At 71.2% G+C, this 17,208-nt stretch carries 17 protein-coding genes; 8 read left to right on the top strand and 9 right to left on the bottom strand.

Going from position 1 to position 17,208, the window contains the following annotated elements:
- The first annotated feature begins 24 nt into the window (after positions 1–24).
- Positions 25–2,148: a golvesin C-terminal-like domain-containing protein gene (locus BHU15_RS20065; protein WP_069628462.1), complete on the top strand. Its 2,124-nt coding sequence runs from the start codon at positions 25–27 to the stop codon at positions 2,146–2,148.
- A 265-nt stretch (positions 2,149–2,413) separates the two neighbouring features.
- On the opposite strand, the gene BHU15_RS20070 is transcribed toward BHU15_RS20065, so the two are convergent.
- From BHU15_RS20070 to BHU15_RS20080, 3 genes are all read right to left on the bottom strand, one after another.
- Positions 2,414–3,061 (bottom strand): chorismate mutase, encoded by a 648-nt coding sequence (locus BHU15_RS20070; RefSeq protein WP_069628463.1) that lies wholly within the window; start codon positions 3,059–3,061, stop codon positions 2,414–2,416.
- A 119-nt stretch (positions 3,062–3,180) separates the two neighbouring features.
- Positions 3,181–4,227, bottom strand: a complete 1,047-nt coding sequence (locus tag BHU15_RS20075) for an aldo/keto reductase (protein ID WP_069628464.1) — start codon at positions 4,225–4,227, stop codon at positions 3,181–3,183.
- A gap of 266 nt (positions 4,228–4,493) precedes the next feature.
- Positions 4,494–5,069 (bottom strand): TetR family transcriptional regulator, encoded by a 576-nt coding sequence (locus tag BHU15_RS20080; RefSeq protein ID WP_069628465.1) that lies wholly within the window; start codon positions 5,067–5,069, stop codon positions 4,494–4,496.
- A 139-nt stretch (positions 5,070–5,208) separates the two neighbouring features.
- On the opposite strand from BHU15_RS20080, the gene BHU15_RS20085 reads away from it, so the two are divergent.
- A complete protein-coding gene (locus tag BHU15_RS20085; RefSeq protein ID WP_069628477.1) occupies positions 5,209–5,889 on the top strand; it encodes an SDR family oxidoreductase in 681 nt (226 codons plus the stop codon).
- Positions 5,890–5,926: 37 nt separating this feature from the next.
- Here BHU15_RS20085 and BHU15_RS20090 read toward each other — a convergent pair whose 3' ends face one another.
- From BHU15_RS20090 to BHU15_RS20100, 3 genes are all read right to left on the bottom strand, one after another.
- Complete coding sequence (locus tag BHU15_RS20090; protein WP_069628466.1) at positions 5,927–6,592, bottom strand: SDR family NAD(P)-dependent oxidoreductase; 666 nt, start codon at positions 6,590–6,592, stop codon at positions 5,927–5,929.
- Positions 6,593–6,620: 28 nt separating this feature from the next.
- A complete protein-coding gene (locus BHU15_RS20095) occupies positions 6,621–6,998 on the bottom strand; it encodes a DUF2255 family protein (protein WP_069628467.1) in 378 nt (125 codons plus the stop codon).
- 163 nt (positions 6,999–7,161) lie between these two features.
- Positions 7,162–7,617, bottom strand: coding sequence for a MarR family winged helix-turn-helix transcriptional regulator (locus BHU15_RS20100; protein ID WP_069628468.1), 456 nt, complete (start codon positions 7,615–7,617; stop codon positions 7,162–7,164).
- Positions 7,618–7,787: 170 nt separating this feature from the next.
- On the opposite strand from BHU15_RS20100, the gene BHU15_RS20105 reads away from it, so the two are divergent.
- A complete protein-coding gene (locus tag BHU15_RS20105; protein WP_069628469.1) occupies positions 7,788–9,251 on the top strand; it encodes an MFS transporter in 1,464 nt (487 codons plus the stop codon).
- A 163-nt stretch (positions 9,252–9,414) separates the two neighbouring features.
- Positions 9,415–10,071 carry a response regulator transcription factor gene (locus BHU15_RS20110; RefSeq protein WP_069628470.1) on the top strand — a complete coding sequence of 219 codons (657 nt, stop codon included), beginning with the start codon at positions 9,415–9,417 and terminating at the stop codon, positions 10,069–10,071.
- 89 nt (positions 10,072–10,160) lie between these two features.
- Here the strand turns inward: BHU15_RS20110 and BHU15_RS20115 are convergent, their stop codons facing one another.
- Positions 10,161–10,895 (bottom strand): YoaK family protein, encoded by a 735-nt coding sequence (locus tag BHU15_RS20115; protein WP_069628471.1) that lies wholly within the window; start codon positions 10,893–10,895, stop codon positions 10,161–10,163.
- Positions 10,896–11,036: 141 nt separating this feature from the next.
- Positions 11,037–12,890, bottom strand: a complete 1,854-nt coding sequence (locus BHU15_RS20120) for a serine/threonine protein kinase (protein WP_069628472.1) — start codon at positions 12,888–12,890, stop codon at positions 11,037–11,039.
- On the opposite strand from BHU15_RS20120, the gene BHU15_RS42160 reads away from it, so the two are divergent.
- The 4 genes from BHU15_RS42160 to BHU15_RS20135 all read left to right on the top strand — a co-directional run bounded on the left by BHU15_RS42160 (position 12,889) and on the right by BHU15_RS20135 (position 16,643).
- A complete protein-coding gene (locus BHU15_RS42160; protein ID WP_368483210.1) occupies positions 12,889–13,188 on the top strand; it encodes a putative leader peptide in 300 nt (99 codons plus the stop codon). The two genes, BHU15_RS20120 and BHU15_RS42160, sit on opposite strands and share 2 nt — an antisense overlap.
- A gap of 191 nt (positions 13,189–13,379) precedes the next feature.
- Positions 13,380–14,405, top strand: a complete 1,026-nt coding sequence (locus tag BHU15_RS20125; protein ID WP_069628478.1) for an aldo/keto reductase — start codon at positions 13,380–13,382, stop codon at positions 14,403–14,405.
- Between the two features lie 78 nt (positions 14,406–14,483).
- Positions 14,484–15,560 carry an LLM class flavin-dependent oxidoreductase gene (locus tag BHU15_RS20130; RefSeq protein ID WP_069628473.1) on the top strand — a complete coding sequence of 359 codons (1,077 nt, stop codon included), beginning with the start codon at positions 14,484–14,486 and terminating at the stop codon, positions 15,558–15,560.
- A 60-nt stretch (positions 15,561–15,620) separates the two neighbouring features.
- Positions 15,621–16,643, top strand: coding sequence for a hypothetical protein (locus BHU15_RS20135; RefSeq protein WP_069628474.1), 1,023 nt, complete (start codon positions 15,621–15,623; stop codon positions 16,641–16,643).
- 12 nt (positions 16,644–16,655) lie between these two features.
- On the opposite strand, the gene BHU15_RS38415 is transcribed toward BHU15_RS20135, so the two are convergent.
- Positions 16,656–17,208, bottom strand: a 553-nt coding sequence (locus BHU15_RS38415; RefSeq protein ID WP_255293155.1) for an iron-containing redox enzyme family protein, incomplete at its 5' end; no start/stop codon positions are given.

Below are 17,208 nucleotides of genomic sequence, written 5' to 3' on the forward strand. Positions count from 1 at the left end.
ACCGCCCGAAAGGGGTGGCTCACCATGTCCGAAACCGGACCGAAGCGCACCGACATGAACCGCAGATCCTTCGCCCTCGGCGTCGCTGGTGTCTCGGCGACCGCCGCACTCGGCCGCGGCGTCCTGGGATCCGTGGCACACGCCGCCGACCGACGGCCCACACCCGTCCGGCACGGCACGTTCTTCCACGAGCAGACCCTGTGGGACTCGGTCGAGGGCCCGCTCGTGAACTACCACGTCCACGCCCTCGCCGTACTGCCCGACGACACCATCCTGGCCGTCACCGAGGGCCGCCACCAGGTGTGCGACGCCGGGCCCCGCGACCTGCTGCTGCGCCGCAGCACCGACGGCGGCGAGACCTGGGAGGCGAGCCGCCCCCTGGTCACCTCCGAAGGCGGCGAGTCCTGGGGCAACCCGGCGCTGGTCGTGGACCGTCGGACACGCGAGGTGTTCCTTTTCTACATGCTCTCGCTCCGGCTGCCGCAGAACACCTCCTGCTCGGGCGACTCCGGTGACCTGTACGTGATCTCCAGCCGGGACAGCGGCCGGACCTGGGGCAACGTGCGCAACCTGGCCGGTCTGTTCGACGGGTTTCCCTACAACTGGGCGCTGCACGGCCCAGGTCCCGGTCATGGTCTCCAGCTCAAGTCCGGGCGGCTGCTGCTCAATTGCTCGCACCGCAGGGTGATCGTCGGCAACACCGTGCCGGAGCGCTTCTACGGCGTCGCCCCGATCTACAGCGACGACCACGGCGCCACCTGGAAGGCGACGGGTGAAGTGCCCGTCCAGGTCGCGTACCCCATGAACGAGGCGCGGATGGTGCAGCGGTCCGACGGTACCGTGCTCGTGAACGGCCGCGCGGCGGCGGGCGGCGAGGGACAGCGCATCGTCTCCGTCAGCGCGGACGACGGACTGACCTGGTCGCAGCCGGCGTTCGACGGCGGCACCGGCTCGTTCAACGCGGTCGACGCCGGACTGCTGCGCTACACCGGTGGTCCGGGCAGCCGCGACACCGACCGGGTGCTGTTCAGCCGCCCCGACTCGCCGGTCAGATACAACATGACGGTGTCGGTCAGTTACGACGAGGGCACCTCCTACCGCTACCAGCGGGTCATCAACGAACGACGCTCCTTCTACTCGGACCTCGCCCGGCTCTCCGACGGCACGATCGTGCTGCTGTACGGCTGCGACGGCGACCTCGCGAGCGCCCCGCGCCGGGTCAACGTCTGCCGCTTCTCCCTCGACTGGCTGACCCGGGGCCGCGACAGCCTGCGCCACGGCCCCCGCCACCGGGAGACCGTGATCGCGCTGGCAGACACGGACCGCGAGGTGACGGGCGCCGCGGTCGACACCGTCGCCGACCCACTCGCGCGCCGTGGCGAGAGGCTTGTCCTCACCCCCGAACAGGTGGGCGGCGCGGCCGAGTTCACCTTCCGGGTGCCGCGCACCGGCGACTACGAGCTGCTGCTCCGGTACCACCGGACGACGGACGGCGCGCTGGCCACGGTCACCGTGAACGGCAGCAGACTGCCCGCCTCCACGATCGACACCACCGCGCAGTCGGCGGACGGCTACGACCTGGCCCGGATCGGCGCCACCCGGCTGCGCGCCGGACGGCACACCGTGCGGTGCGAGGTGGCGGGCACCGGACGGGGCGGCGGGACCCGGCTCGGCCTCGACTCGCTCAGCCTGATCGAGGCGCCGGGCTCCGCCGACGTACGCGCCGAGGTGGTCGTGGACAACGACCGGCTGGGCTTCTCGGTCGTGGCCGGCAGCTGGCCCACCGCCACGGCCGACCCCGGCTACTGGGCGGGCAACTACCGTACGGCGCCCGCCGGTTCGGGCGAGCGGACGGTCCGCTGGCGTCCGGCGGTGCCCCGGGACGGCCTGTACGAGATCCAGACGTCCTACCCGCCCGGCGCCAACCGGGCGAGCGACGCCCCGTACACGGTCGTCCACGCGGGCGGCATCGACACGGTGCGGATCGACCAGCGGGTGGCGGGAGCCACGGAGCCACGGGGCGGGTCGTGGATCTCGCTGGGCACGTACCGGCTCAGTGGCGGTCTCGCCACGTCCGTCGAACTGAGCAACGACGCCGACGGCACGGTCGTCGCCGACGCGGTCCGGCTGCTGGGCCCGCAGGACTGACGCCCGGCAGCCGGGGCGGAGGTGTCACCCGACACGGCCGAGCGCGGGTGGGCGGGGTTGTCGGTGCTGTGGAGTGGGCGTTCGTACGCCTTCGGTGCGCCGGGGGCGTCCTCGACCATCCGTCTCTGCACGCTCCGTCATGGAGTCGAGGAAAGGGAGTGCAGGCGCGGGGACGGCGGTTCGCCGAAGGCCCGCCGGAGCATGTTGTGCACGACGTACATGTCACGGCTGTCGGCCGGGGCCGCCGGCTGATCTGCCATGTTCATCACGCCTGTTCATCCCTTGCGTTCTCGGGTGCGCAGGCCGAGGGCAACGCCCGCCCCATCCCCTTCAGATGCAGGACGTCCAGCTCATGGCCGTACGCCGACCGGGCGGCAGCCCCGTACAAGCGCACCTCGCACGACCGCGAGGACCGCACGTCCTCCGTCGCCGCCAGCGTGCCGAGCAGCTGTGTGGTGATGCGGTCGAGTGCCGGCCTGATGTCCTTGTCGAGGTCCGGCCGCTGTGTGGGCCGCTCGTCGGGGTGCGCGTCCCAGCGCGCGTACAGCCCGCGCTGCACCACCTTGTTCGCCTCGATCTGGTCCCCGAACACGGCGACCACCACGTCAGGATCCAGCCCGAGCCCGACGGCCCGGTCGGCGACGTCGTCGAGGATCTTCCGCTCCCGAGCGGGGTCGTCGATCGGCCGGTCCGTGCCGTACTTGGCGGCGGCCACCTTGTCGGCGACCAGCAGCCGCTCGGCGAACAGGTCCGTCAGCGCGGTGAGTTCGCGACCGGCGGAGAGCACGGATCCCGCGGGCTGCGACTGGGCCACCGCGGGTACGACAGCCGCGGCGGAGAACAGCAGCGCCACGGATGCGCTGACCGCCACGGATCGCGTACGTCGGATTCGCACAGGGCGTGTCCTTTCCATAAGTCCATCGGGGGATTCCATAACGGGATTCCACAGGGAGATTCCACAGGGGGGCGGGAAACGAGGCATGAGGCGCACATGTGCCGACATGAGCCGGCCCTGCGACCTTCTGTCAGTCCTCAGCGCGGGACGCGCCGGGCGGCGGCCCGCTCGTGGGACGGGCGTCGGCGCAGGTCGGTACGGGTGAGGGAGGGGGGCACGTAGGAGACGTCCAACGGGCCGATGTCGGTGCCGGGCGGGACGATCGCGTCGATCTTGTCGAGAACGTCGTCGCCGAGGGTGAGTGAGGCGCCGGCGAGCAGGTCGTCCAGTTGGTCCATGGTGCGCGGCCCGATGATGGCCGAGGTGACATCGGGGTGGCTGGTGGCGAAGGCCATGGCCAGGTGGGTGAGGGAGTGGCCGGATTCTTCGGCGAGGATGAGCAGTTGCTCGACCGCGTCGAGTTTGCGCTCGTCGGTGAGATGCCGGGAGACCCAGTTCATGCGGGCGTTGTCGGGTCGCGGCGCGTTCTTGCGGTAGCGGCCGGTGAGCAGGCCCATGGCGAGCGGGCTCCACACCAGAACGCCCAGGCCGTAGCGGTGGCAGACGGGCAGGATCTCCCGCTCGACGGCGCGGTTGAGGATGGAGTAGGTCGGCTGCTCGGTACGCAGGCGGTGCAGCCCGCGCCGCTCGGACACCCACTGGGCTTCGACGATCTCCGAAGCCGGCAGATTCGAGGAGCCGATCGCCCGGACCTTTCCGGCGCGCACGAGGTCGGTGAGCGCGGAGAGGGTCTCCTCGACATCGGTGTGCGGGTCGGGGTGGTGGATCTGGTAGAGATCGATGTAGTCGGTCCCCAGCCGCTTCAGCGATCCCTCGACCGCCTGGACGACCCAACGCCGGGAGCTGCCGCCGCGGTTGGTGCCCTCGCCCATCGGTCCGTTGAACTTGGTCGCCAGCACGACCTCGTCGCGGCGTCCCCTGAGTGCCTTTCCGACGATCTCCTCGGTCTCGCTGTAGCCGTACACATCGGCGGTGTCGATGAAGTTGACGCCCTGGTCCAGCGCCCGGTGGATCATGCGCACGCAGTCGTCGTGATCCGGATTGCCCATCTTGCCGAACACCATGGTGCCCAGGCAGTAGGCACTGACCTCGATGCCGGTCCGTCCCAGTCTCCGCATCCGCACGGTGATGCACTGCTCCTCGCCTCGATGTGACACCTGCGCGCCGCCGACTGTCGGTGTCGGACGGCGGCTGCCATGACCGGGGGCCCCGGACGGCTCGTATGCCACGATGGCAGGGGTAGAGGACAGGTTGTGTCCGGTACTTCACGGGGTACGGGTGTCGATGTCGGCGATCTTGAGCGTTGGCGCGGGCGGTCGGGGCGGCGACTGATGCGATCCGCCTGACCGGGCGTCACGTCGCGGGCCGGGCCGGGCTTCGAGGGCGCGGCCTAGGCCGACACCTCCGCGCGTGCCGCCGCGAGGAGTGCGTCGGAGAGCGGGTCGCCGTTGACCGCGCGGGCCAGGATCAGTGCCCCGACCATCGTGCTGAGGCGGACGAGGCCGTCATCGTCGTCGTCGGCCATGCGCCGCGCGAACTCCCTGACCCCTTCGGCGTAGGTGTGGCGTGCCGCGCTGCCCGTGGCGCCGCGCGCCATGTCGGTGGCCAGGCCGGCCGTGGGGCAGCCGCCGGCCATGTCGTCGCGGTGCTCGGGGGAGAGGTAGTTCTCGACAAACGCCCGCCGCGCGTCCTTGGCGGCGCCTGCGCCGGTGTCGGCGTCGGTGTTGCTGTCGTCGTCCGGCCGGTCGCCCGTCCCGACCCCGTCGAACGCGCGGGCGGTGGCTTCGTCCACGAGGGCTTCCTTGGAGTCGAAGTGCTTGTAGAAGCCGCCGTGGGTGAGTCCCGCCGCCTTCATCAGGTCGGCGACGCTGACACCGGCGGTGCCCTGTTCGCGGAAGAGGCGGGAGGCGGTGTCGACGATCCGACGGCGGTTCTCCTGCGCCTGTTCCTTCGATACGCGGCCCATCGGGCACCTCCCGGAATAAATGTTCGATGACATCTATCTTACGCCCCAGGCCCTTCCATCGTTAGATGATGGGTGTAATCTAAATTATGTGGCGGCGACCTCAAGACGTCGTCCGCCCGCGATGAAGGGGATGAGGATCATGGAGCTCAACAACGCGGTGGCGGTCGTCACCGGCGCCAACCGAGGACTCGGCCGCCGGATCGCCGAGCAACTGCTGGAGCGCGGCGCCAAGGTCTACGCCGGAGCCCGCCGCCCCGAGACCGTAGATCTGCCCGGCGCCGTACCGCTGCGGCTCGACATCACCGACCCGGAGTCCGTACGCGCCGCCGTGGCCGCCGCGCCCGACGCCACGCTCCTGGTGAACAACGCGGGCATCTCTACCGGGACGCCGCTCGTCTACGGCCAACTCGACCGGATCCGGCTGGAGATGGACACCCACTTCTTCGGAACGCTTCAGGTCACCCGCGCCTTCGCGCCCGTCATCGAGGGCAACGGCGGCGGCTCGATCCTGAACATCCTCTCCGTGCTGTCGTGGGTCCACCCGTCCGGCGTCGGCGCCTACAGCGCGGGCAAGGCCGCGGCCTGGTCCCTGACGGACTCGATCCGTGAGGAGCTGGAGCCGCGCGGTATCCAGGTGTCCGCCCTGCACGTGGGCTACATGGACACCGACATGGCCGAGCACATCGATCCCGCGCAGAAGACCGACCCGGCCGATGTCGCGGCGCAGGCCCTGGACGGGCTGGCGAAGGGCACACCGGAGATCCTGGCCGACGATCTGACGCGCCAGGTCAAGCGGGGCCTGGGCGTGGTGGCCGGCTGATCCGGGTCCGAGCCCGGTCCCGTCCGCAAGGGTGGGGTCAGGCGTCCAAGGGCTCGGCGTAGTGCCGGAACTCCCCCCGGCCCCGGTGCATCCCCCAGAGCATGTCGGCGAGCACGGCCGGATCCTTGCGGGGATCGCCGGGAGTGATCGCGCCGGGGATGATGAGCTGCGCCGCGTGGATCCCGTCACCGGCGAGGACGTCGTGCAGCATCCGCGCGTAGGCGCTCTCGGCCGCGAAGGCGATCGAGGTGCCCGCGCGCTCGGGCTGCGGCCGGACGGCGGTGCCGCCGTTGATGAACAGCAGCGTGCCGCGCCCCAGGGAACGCATACCGGGCAGTACCTGCCGTACGGCCGTCATCGGCCCGACGACCGAGAACGCCAGTGGGCCCTCGATGTCCGCCGGGGACGTCTCCAGGACCGGCTTCATGAAGTCCCTGTGGGGAATCGGGCTGTACTGCAGGACCTCGACCGGGCCGAGGTCCGACGCCGCCGCGTCCAGGGCGGCGGCGAGAGCGGCCGGGTCGTGCACGTCGGCGGCGAAACCGCGCGCGTTCACCCCCGCACCGCCGAGATCGGCGGCGAGGGCGTCGACGTGCTCCTTCGTACGGGAGAGGAGGGCGACGTCGAAGCCCTCGCGCCCGAACCGGCGGGCCACGGCGCCGCCCAGCCCCGTGCCCGCTCCGACGATGGCGATGGTGGTCATGTGGAGGTCCTTTGCTCCGGCTCCGGGTTCAGCGGGGGACGAGCTTGAGGGTCGCGGCGCGGGCGCCGTCGGCCACCATGGGGTCGACGTAACTGGCCCCGAAGCGGGCGTACTTGCTGCGGTACGCGGCATCGATCCGGTCGTTGAGCGCCGGGCTGTCCTCCTCGACGAACATGACGTCCTTGTCCACGCCGCCGGAGCTGATGTGGCCCGAGTGCCGCGCCGTGGCGGCGCGGTACCAGGCGCCGCCACGACCGCGATAGGCGCGCACATGCAGGTCGTCGCCCTCGCGGACCACCCAGACGGTCGTCGGATCGCCCGTCGTGTTGTTGTTGCCCAGAGGGGAGATCCGCAGCTCGTCCGCGTGCTCGATCCTGTTGAGTTCGTCCTTGGTCCAGCTGGCCATGGAAGCGCTCCTTCGTCGGGTCGGCGTATCCGGTTCCACTCCGGCCACCATGACGCGTGCCACGCGCCTTCACGAGTCGGCGCCCTCGCCGTAACTACTCCATCCGGGTGAGGGTCGAATGTGATGGCCGGATGCGGCTCACGCCTCGCCTGCGGCCGGCGCGCTAGAGGCGCGGCCACGGCCTTCCTGCGAGCCGTTCGATGTCCGTGTTGAAGCGCTTGAGATACGCGGCGAACGCGGCGATGTCCTCTTCCGGCCACTCGGCCATGACCCTGTCCAGCGACCGGACGATGCCCTCCCGCTCCTCGTCGAGCACCCGCGCGCCGGTCTCCGTGATCCGGAACTTGCGCGCCATGCCGCCGTCGGGATCCGCGATGCGCTCCACGAACCCCGCGCGCATCACGGCGGCCGTCTGCCGGTTGAGGGTGGAGGCGTCGAGCCCGAACGCGTCGCTGAGCTCGCCGATCGACATCGGCCCCTGGAGGCGGATGCGGCTGAGCAGGATGTACGCGCTGCGCTCCAGTACGCCGTCCTTCCGGCGTCCGCCCTTCTGATTCAGGTACGTGTGGCGGCTGAGCAGCATCTGCTCGTACTCGACCTCGTGCGTGGCCCCGACCATGCCTGTGTCGCCTCCTGCTCTCTCTCGCCGGGCCATTGTCGCACCGCGTCGCAACGGCCCCGACTCCATCGTCTCACGTGTATGCATCCTGCATGTAAGGTGCTCGATACATACGATATGTATGATGCACAAGTTCCCTTCGTGTTGGACAGCCCTAGGAGTCCCTCTTCATGGACGCCCCACAGCTCACCTCCCGGCCGGGCGGTGTGGTCGCCACCCTGGCGCTCGCCGGCACCACCGCCGCGATCATGCAGACGCTGGTCACCCCGCTCATCGCGGACCTGCCGAAGATCCTCAACACCTCCGCGTCGAACGCCACATGGGTGATCACGACGACCCTCCTGGTCGCGGCGGTCTGTGTGCCGGTGGTCGGCCGGCTGGGCGACCTGGTCGGCAAGCGCACGATGCTTCTTGTCTGCTCGGTGCCGCTGATCGCGGGCTCCGTGGTGTGCGCCCTCTCCTCCTCCGTCATCCCGATGATCATCGGACGCGGGCTCCAGGGCATGGGTATGGGCATGGTGCCGCTGGGCATCGCCCTGCTGCGTGATGTCGTACCCACGGAGAAGCTCAGCTCGTCCATCGCGCTGGTCAGCGCCTCCATGGGGATCGGCGGCGGCCTCGGCCTGCCGATCGCCGCGGCGGTCGCCCAGTACGCGAACTGGCGGGTGTTGTTCTGGGGCTCCGCCGTTCTTGCCACGATCATCGGCGCGCTGATCTGGTTCCTGATCCCGAGCGTGCCGGCCAGCGCCAAGGGGCAGCGGTTCGACGCGCCCGGCGCGATCTCCCTCGGCGCCGGTCTGGTCAGTCTGCTGCTCGCCATCTCCAAGGGTGCCGACTGGGGCTGGAGTTCGGGAACCACGCTCGGTCTCTTCGCCGCCGCCGTCGTGCTGCTCGTCGGCTGGGGAGCGTGGGAGCTGCGGACGAAGGACCCGCTGGTCGACCTGCGCACCACGGCCCGTCCCCGGGTCCTGCTCACCAACATCGCGTCGATCTTCGTCGGCTTCGCGATGTACGCCAGCATGCTGGTGGCGCCTCAGCTGCTCCAGTTCCCCGAGGCCACCGGCTACGGCCTGGGCCAGTCGATCCTCGCGGCCGGTCTGTGGATGGCGCCCGGCGGCCTGATGATGATGGTCGTCTCCCCGATCGGCGGCAAGCTGACCAACGTCTACGGCCCGAAGGTCACCCTCCTCGGCGGAGTCCTGGTCATCGCGGCGGGCTACGGGCTGTCACTCGCGCTGATGGGCTCCGCGTGGGGAATCATGGTGTCGATCATGGTGATCAGCAGCGGTGTGGGTCTCGCGTACGGTTCCATGCCGGCGCTCATCATGAGCTCCGTCCCCCTCTCGGAGACCGCCGCAGCGAACAGCTTCAACACCCTCATGCGCTCACTCGGCACGTCGGTCGGCGCTGCGGTGATCGGCCTGGTCCTCTCCCAGATGACGACCGAGATCGGCGGCTTCAGCATCGCCTCCGAGAGCGGCTTCCGTACGGCCCTGCTGATCGGCTGCGGCGTCGCCCTGGTCTCCGCCGCCATCGCGGCCGTCATCCCGGCCGTACGCACGACCGTCACGGGTGGCCAGGACACGGCACAGACCGGGCCCGCCGAGCCGGCGAAGTCCGCGGTCCAGGCCTGACGGGACCGAGCGGCGGGTACGGCCCGGATCGCCCCTGACCGCCCCTGATCGCCTCAACACCTCGGGCACGGCGGGCTGTTGGGCCCGACGTGCCCGAGGTGCGCCTCAGGTGACGCCTCGGGGCACGGGCCGCCGGAGCCGGCATCCGACCGAAGGACGAGAGATGCACCGGGTACTGCTCACAGGAGGCCGCGCCCTCGTACGCGACGCCTACGCCCGCGTCATCGGGGCGTCCGCCGGCCTCACCCTCCAGGCCCAGACTCCCCGGCTCCCCGACGCACTGGCCCAACTGCCCTCCCTCCGGCCGGATCTCCTGCTCATCGACGCGGACGCCCTGCCCGACCCTCCGGTGGCGGCGTCCCGGCCGGTGCTGCGCCAGGCGACCGCCTGGACGCGGCTCGCCGTCATCGGCACCATCCCCACCTCGGACATCGTGGACTTCGTACGCGCCGGATTCACCGGCATCCTCGGCCGGGACATCGAGGCCGCCCACTTCGTGACGGCTCTCGACCTGGTGAGCGGGGGAGGACTGGTCATCTCCTCTCCCGGCTCACCGCTCGACATCCGCGACGCCCGCGCCGTCGCCCCGCCCTCGGCGCTGGAACACCTCTCCGACCGCGAACGCCAGATCCTCGCCCTGGTCGCGACCCAGCGCGACAACAACGCGCTCGCCCAACTCCTCGGCCTGAGCCCCCTCACCGTGAAGACCCACGTCAACCGGATCCTGCGCAAACTCGGCGCCACCAGCCGGGCGCACCTCGTCGCCATCGCCTACGAGAGCGGCCTCATCGTTCCGGGTTCGCCGGTCCCGCTGCCCTGACCGCCGACGACCGCCCGGCCCTCACGGCCGGAGCACCGCCTTCACGATGCCGTCGGCCCGGCGGTCGAACGCGTCGTAGACCACGGCCTTCATGAGGTGTCTCCTGTCGTCGGTGCGGTGGGGGAGGACCGGTCCGGGCGGGGGGAGAGGGCCGCGCACGCCAGTGCCGCCGACGCCCAGAGCAGCGGTACGGCCATCGCCCACGGCGCGGACGCCGCGTACACGAGCGCGCCGACGGACGCGCCGGCGGTGAGCGCGACCAGCCGGGCCAGTGAGCCCAGATCCGCGCGCCGCGCGCCGCCCGTGCCGACGGCGCGTACAACCACCTGCGTGAGGGTGCCGGTGAAGTACGTCCCCGGCCCGCCCGCCGCGCCCGCCCCGGCCAGCGCGGCGGACTGCATCCCCATGGCGACGGCGACCGCGACGAGTACGACGTCGAGCCACGGCTGCGCGGGCGCCCCGTCGGCCGCGCCCCAGGCGACGGTGACGGCCGCCAGGACGATGACCTCGACGGCGAGCCAGCGCACGACGGCGCGCGGCCAGTGCGTCTCCGGCTCCTCGGGCCGCCGCCGGACGAAGGGCGCCACGACCGCGACGCCCACCACGTAACCCCCCAGCGCCAGCAGCGGCGCGGCCGGTCCGCCCTCGTCGCCGGTCCCGGTCAGCGAGAGTCCCAGCAGTACGAGATTGCCGGTCATCACACCGGCGAAGACCCGCCCCAACGCGATGAACGCCAGCACGTCCACCGCGCCCGAGGCCCCGGCGAACAGGATCAGCGCACCCCACTGGGCGGGCCCCGGACGCACCGGCTCGGTCGTCGACACCCCATCACCGCCTCCGCGTCCGCTGCCCGAAGAGGCCACCAATACGGTGCCGGGGCCCGCCCCGCAGCACGCCGAGCCGATCCCACCGACCCGCTCACCCGTCCGGCGCACGCTCTGCCGCGGGCGCCGGACGGGGTGGGCTCAGTCCTCTTCCTTGGCCTCTTCCGCGTTGCGCCAGACCGTGAGGTCGAAGGTGACGTACGTCGATTCCTTGGCCCCGCCCTTGCCCTTGTACGTCGCGACCGCGATGTGGCCCGCGTCGCTGAGTACGCAGAACTCGGACCCGGCACTGAGCTGGTCGAGGGTGATTTTCTCGGTGTAGCGGGTCTCCGTGCGGCAGGTCTCCAGGGAGCCCTTCTGCGAATTGTTGAGCAGGATGAACTTTCCGTTGTCGGTGCCGATCCAGCTGTCGCTGAACATGTTGTCGACGTAGTAGTACAGGTCCCCGCCGCCGTAGCCGACATCCCCCTCTGCCGGACGCGGGGGGTTGTCGGCGAGCATGACCTGGTAGTTCTCCGTCACGTCGATGCCCTGGTACGAGTCCGGCTTCGGGTCCGGGCGCTTCTTGCCCGCGTCCGTGCCCGACGCCTCGCCGTCGGCGGAACCGCCGCCGGTGCTGCTGGCGCTACTGCCCCCGCCGCTGGGCGACTTGGACTCGTCGCCCTTCCCCGAGCCGTCCGGCAGCAGCGAGCCGATGACTCCCAGGACGAGGATCGCGCCGACGACGGACGCGGCGACGATCAGCCCGGTCCGCTTCTTCTTGGGCTGCTGAGGGCCCGCGTAGGGAGCGTGGACGACCGGCGGCGGGGTGTGGTAGCCGGGCTGAGCGGTGGGCCGCGTCGCGTAACCCGGCGGGGGCGTGGGCTGCATCGGGTGGCCGGGCGGCGGCACCGGGCCGGGAATTCCCGGCGTGCTCTGCGTCGGCGCGGCGGCCTGCGAGAAGCCGGTCGGCGCGTACGGGTTCACCCCGCCGGGCGACGGGTGCTGCGGCGAGAACTGGGTCGGCGGCGGAGTCTGGGGCTGCTGCGGCGCGTACTGGGTGGGCGTCGGCGCCATCGTGGGCAGCGGTGGCGGGGTCTTCGCCGGCTCGGGCAGCCGCAGCCGCTCGGTGATCGATCCGGCGACCGCCTGCGGCAGCCAGTCCTCACCCTGGCGCAACGGGACGGGCGAGATCTCGTGGCACAGCTCGATGATCTCCGTCAGGCTCGGCCGGCCCGCCGGGTCGCGCGTCAGACAGCGGGTCACCAGCGGCAGCAACTCCGCGGGCACCCGGCTGAGATCGGGATCCTCGTGCACGATCCGGTAGAGCACCGCGTGCGACGACCCCTCGCCGTACGCCGGAGAGCCGATCGCCGCGTAGGCAGCGATCTGACCGAGCGCGAAGATGTCGGTGGCGGGGCTGACCGTACCGGCCGACGCCTGTTCGGGAGCCATGAACGACGGGGTGCCCACGCTTACGCCGGTGCCGGTGAGAGCGGTGGTGTCGGCGGCGCGGGCGATACCGAAGTCGATCACGCGGGGGCCGTCGGAGGCGAGAAGCACGTTGGCGGGCTTCAGATCGCGGTGGACGATCCCCGCGCCGTGGATCACATGCAGGGCCTCGGCGACCCCGACGGACAGCAGCAGCACACTGCGCAGCGGCAGCGCGCCGTGCTGGGCCACGGCGTGCCCGAGGGACGGACCGGGCACATAGGCCGTGGCGAGCCACGGCTGCGAGCCCTCGGTGTCGGAGTCGATGACCGGCGCGGTGTACAGCCCCTGCACCCGCTGCGCGGACTGGACCTCACGCTGGAAGCGCCGCCGGAACTCGGGGTCCTCGCTGAACTCCGGCCGGATCACCTTGAGCGCGATGGGCCGGCCGCCCGGCGTATAGGTCAGATACACCTTTCCCATGCCGCCCGTGCCGAGGACGGCCGCGAGACGATATCCGCCGACAACGGCCGGGTCTCCGGCCTCAAGCGGTTTGAACAGGTTGGCAGAAGGTGTGCTGGTCATGGTGGATCATCCCCTGTTGACGGCAGTTGAGCGCCTGCCGAAGCCCCGAAGTCAACGGGGAGCGTACCGACTTTTTCTCCCGCTCCTTTGCCGCGCGGCGCAACAACCCTGCAACAACCCGGCCGTGGCGGCCCTGCGGGGCGGTGCGCGCGAGGTGTTCCCGCCGACTTCGCGCATTGCCAGGATCCTTCGCTTCGCCTACCTTTGCCTGGTGCATCCAGGTGTGAGGCTCGTATCGCGCATTCACGTCGACCTTCTGCGGTCGGCCAGCGCGCTCTGTCTTCAGTCCCACCTGTAGTCCGCGCCGACGCGTAGTCGCGCCCCCCTTCGCACCCATTTCCTGAATCCTTCCTTTTCTCCTTTTCTTCCCATCGCGACGTATTTCGCCGTGGGTTGTCGCTCTCCGCCGCCCCACCGCGCTCCGCGCTGCCCGCGAGCGGCGGCCTCTCCTCCCTCATCTCCCACCACTCCAGAAAGGCGTCACCGTTCATGGGCTACCGAGCCGCCGACGATCGCTACGAGAACCTGCCGTACCGCCGCGCAGGTAACAGCGGTCTCGCCCTTCCCGCTCTCTCCCTCGGTCTCTGGCAGAAGTTCGGCGACGACTACCCGTTTGACACCCAACGGGACATCGTGTTGCGCGCTTTCGACCTCGGAATCACACATTTCGATATCGCCAACCGTTACGGGCCGCCGTTTCGCGCGGCGGAGAAGTTCTTCGGACGCCTCGTCAGAAGCGACCTCGCGCCGTACCGCGACGAAATCCTGATCTCGACCAAGGCTGGCAACGCCCTCGGGGACAGCCCCTACCTCAAGGGCGGCTCACGCAAGTCACTGCTGGCGTCGCTCGACCACAGCCTGCGCGACCTCGGCGTCAGTTACGTCGACGTCTTCTACTCGCACCGCCCGGACCCCACGACGCCGCTGGAGGAGACCGTCGGAGCCCTCGTCGCCGCGGTCGAGCAGGGCAAGGCGCTGTACGCCGGTCTCTCGAACTACCCCGCCGAACTGGGCCACGAGGCCGCCGAGTCGCTGCGCCGCGCGAACGTCCCGCTGCTGCTGCACCAGCCGCGCTACTCCCTGTTCGACCGGACCCCCGAGACCGAAGGCCTGCTCAAGGTCGCGGCCGACGACGGCGCCGGCGTGATCGTGTACTCGCCGCTGGCACAGGGCCTGCTCACCGACAAGTACCTGGACGGCACCGTACCCGCCGACGCCCGCGCCGCTACCAGCCGCTTCCTGTCGCCCGACGACATCAGCGACGTCTACCGCGAGCGGGCCCGCGCGCTCAACGACATCGCCACCGGGCGCGGACAGTCGCTCGCCCAACTGGCGCTCCAGTGGGTGCTGCGCAGGCCGGAGGTCACCAGCGCCCTCATCGGGGCGAGTTCGACCTGGCAGCTCGACCACAACGTCAGGGCCGCGACCGGGTTCCCGCCGCTGACCGGCGAGGAGCTGGAGCTGATCGACCGGTACGCCGTCCACGGCACCGGCCTTCCCGCGCGCCGTGGCTGACGCGGGAGCGCCGGACCCGGCCCGAGGCCGCCCGAAGCCGGCCCAGCACAACGCCCGACAGCGATTCGGAGTACGGACATGAGCGACGAATACCTCTGGTACATCCCCAACACCGTCGAGCCAGGACACCGCGGTGACGACACGGCCGACGGGTGGGGCACGCTCGGCTTCTCCACCGAGATCGCCCGCGCCGCCGAGGAGCACGGCTGGGGCGGAGCCCTCATCGGTACGGGGTGGGGCCGGCCGGACACCTTCACCGTGGCCACCGCGCTGGCCGCCCGCACCACCACGTTCAAACCACTGGTGGCGATACGGCCCGGCTACTGGCAGCCCGCCCACTTCGCGAGCGCCGCCGCCACCCTCGACCGGCTCAGCGCGGGACGCCTGCTGGTCAACATCGTCAGCGGCCTCGACAACGCCGGCGCGTACGGCGACGGCGAGAGCGACCCGGCCCGCCGCTACGACCGCACCCGCGAATTCCTCCAACTCGTGCGCCGGCTCTGGACGGAGGAACACGTCACCTTCCGGGGCGAGTTCTTCGGCGTCGAGGACTCGACGGTGAGCCCGCGCCCGTACGACGCCGAGAACGGCCGTACCCCCAGGCTCTACTTCGGCGGCGCATCCCCGGCCGCGGAAGCGGTCTCCGCCACCGAGGCCGACGTCCAGCTCTTCTGGGGAGAACCGCTCGACGGCGTCGCCGAACGCATCGACCGCCTCAAGAAGCTGAGCCACTCCCTGGGCCGTACCCACGCGCCCCTGGAATTCGGCCTGCGCATCACGACGCTGGTCCGTGACACCACCGAGGAGGCCTGGCACGACGCCGAGGCGAAGGTCGCGAAACTGGCCGGCGCGCCGCGTGACTCGACGATGGACAACGGCCGCCGCCGGGCCGTCGGCCAGCAACGGCTCTACGACCTCGCCGAACGCGGCGAGGTGCTGGACTCCTGCCTCTACACCACCCCCGGCCGCGTCGGCGGCGGAGGCGCCGGAACCACCTGGCTGGTCGGCTCCCCGGACGAGGTGGCCGCCGCCCTGCGCGCCTACCGCGAACTCGGCATCACCCACTTCGTCCTCTCCGACACCCCGTACAAGCCGGAGGTCGCCCGCATCGGCGACCAACTGCTCGGCAGGCTCCGGGAACACGCCCCCGTGTGACGGCCGCGTCGGCGATGATGGAGGCACGCCGCCGGGGGAGCGGCGTGCCTGGGGGCTCCGATGAACGACGGCGGTGTGCTGCGCGAGACACGGGTGCGGACCGGCGAGGTGCGGTCTCTCGTCTGGGACGGGGACGATCTGCTCGACCCGGTGGGCGGTTGGCGCCGCTGGTCGCCCGACGGGACGGAACACCGGCGCGAGCGGGGGAGGTTCGGCAGGCCGTACGACCGCGCCGTCACGTCGCCGTCGGGCCGGTGGACCGTGGTGTACGGCGAGCGGGGGACCGACGGCCTGCTACTCGACGGGCGTCGGGTGGTCCGGGAACTGTCCCGGGACGATTACCGCGCCGAGGACTTCGACCACCCGGTGGGCCTGGGGGCGCTGTCCGACGGCCGGGAGGTGCTGGTCTACTGCCCCGAGGGCTACAACCGGCTTCGGATCGAGGACGTCGCGACGGGCGAGCGGCTGGCCGGCGCGCCCGACGAACCGGAGCTGAGCCCCTTCCACTCCCGGCTCACGATCAGTCCGGGCGGCCGGTGGCTGATGTCGGCCGGCTGGGTGTGGCACCCGGCGGGCATCTGCCGGGTGTACGACCTGGACCGGGCGCTCACGGACCCCTCGGTGCTGGACGGACAGGGTCTCCTGACGTACTGGCCGCTGATCGACGCCGAGACGGACTCCGCCTGCTGGCTCGACGGCGACCGACTGGCCCTGGCGGCCGGCGACATCGGCGGGGAACCGGAGGAGGACGGCTCGGTCGACGAGGAAAGGGAGTTGGCCCGGCATCAGCTCGGCGTCTGGTCCTGCTCCACGGCGACCTGGCTGTACCGCAACGACCTGCCGGGCCCCATCGGCACGATCCTCGGATGCGGCGAAGCGGTCCTCGCGCTGTACGGGCATCCGCGCCTGTTCGACATCCGTACCGGCGAGCTCCTCGCGCAGTGGCCGGAGCTGACCCTGCCCCGGCGGCAGGGCGCGTACGGGGCGACCCACACACCGTCGCCCGTCGCCGCCCTCCACCCGGACGGGAGCCGGGTGGCGCTCGCCGTCAAGGGCGGGATCGCGGTCATCCGCGTCGGGTGAGGCCCGGCTCCGTCACGGGAGCAGCGGGCGGCGCAGGGCGCTGCGTCCCGCGCGCCAGGCGTCCAGCAGACAGTCCGCCAGCCGGTCCTCCAGGAGCACGGTGGCCCGGACGCCGAAGGCGACATCGGGCTCCAGATGGGGCTCGTCGGCCAGCAGTCCGGCGACGACCTCGTGCCGGACGACCTGCTCATGGACGGCGTCGGCCTCCACGTGCTCGGCGTAGAAGCGCTCGGCGGCGGCGCCCGCACCGGTCCGCCGCATGGCGTGGGCCAGCCTGCGGGAGCCCGGCGACGACGTCACCTCCACCGCGGCGAAATGACCCACGAGCGCGCCGCGCGAGGACCGCCGCAGTCCGAGCGCGGACATCAGATTGACGGTGGCCAGCGCCTGCGCGGGCGCGACGTCCACGTACCGGCCGTAGCGGATGTCGAGATCCAGGTCCGCCATGAGATCGGCGAACAGCCGCGCGTGCAGGGCCTCCGCGCGCCCGGCGCCGTACTCGTCGTACTCGACGGCCACCATGCCCGCCTTCGCCCGGCCGTGCAGCCGGGGGATGACCCACGCG

It is taken from the genome of Streptomyces niveus (assembly GCF_001723055.1).
GTDB lineage: Bacteria > Actinomycetota > Actinomycetes > Streptomycetales > Streptomycetaceae > Streptomyces > Streptomyces niveus.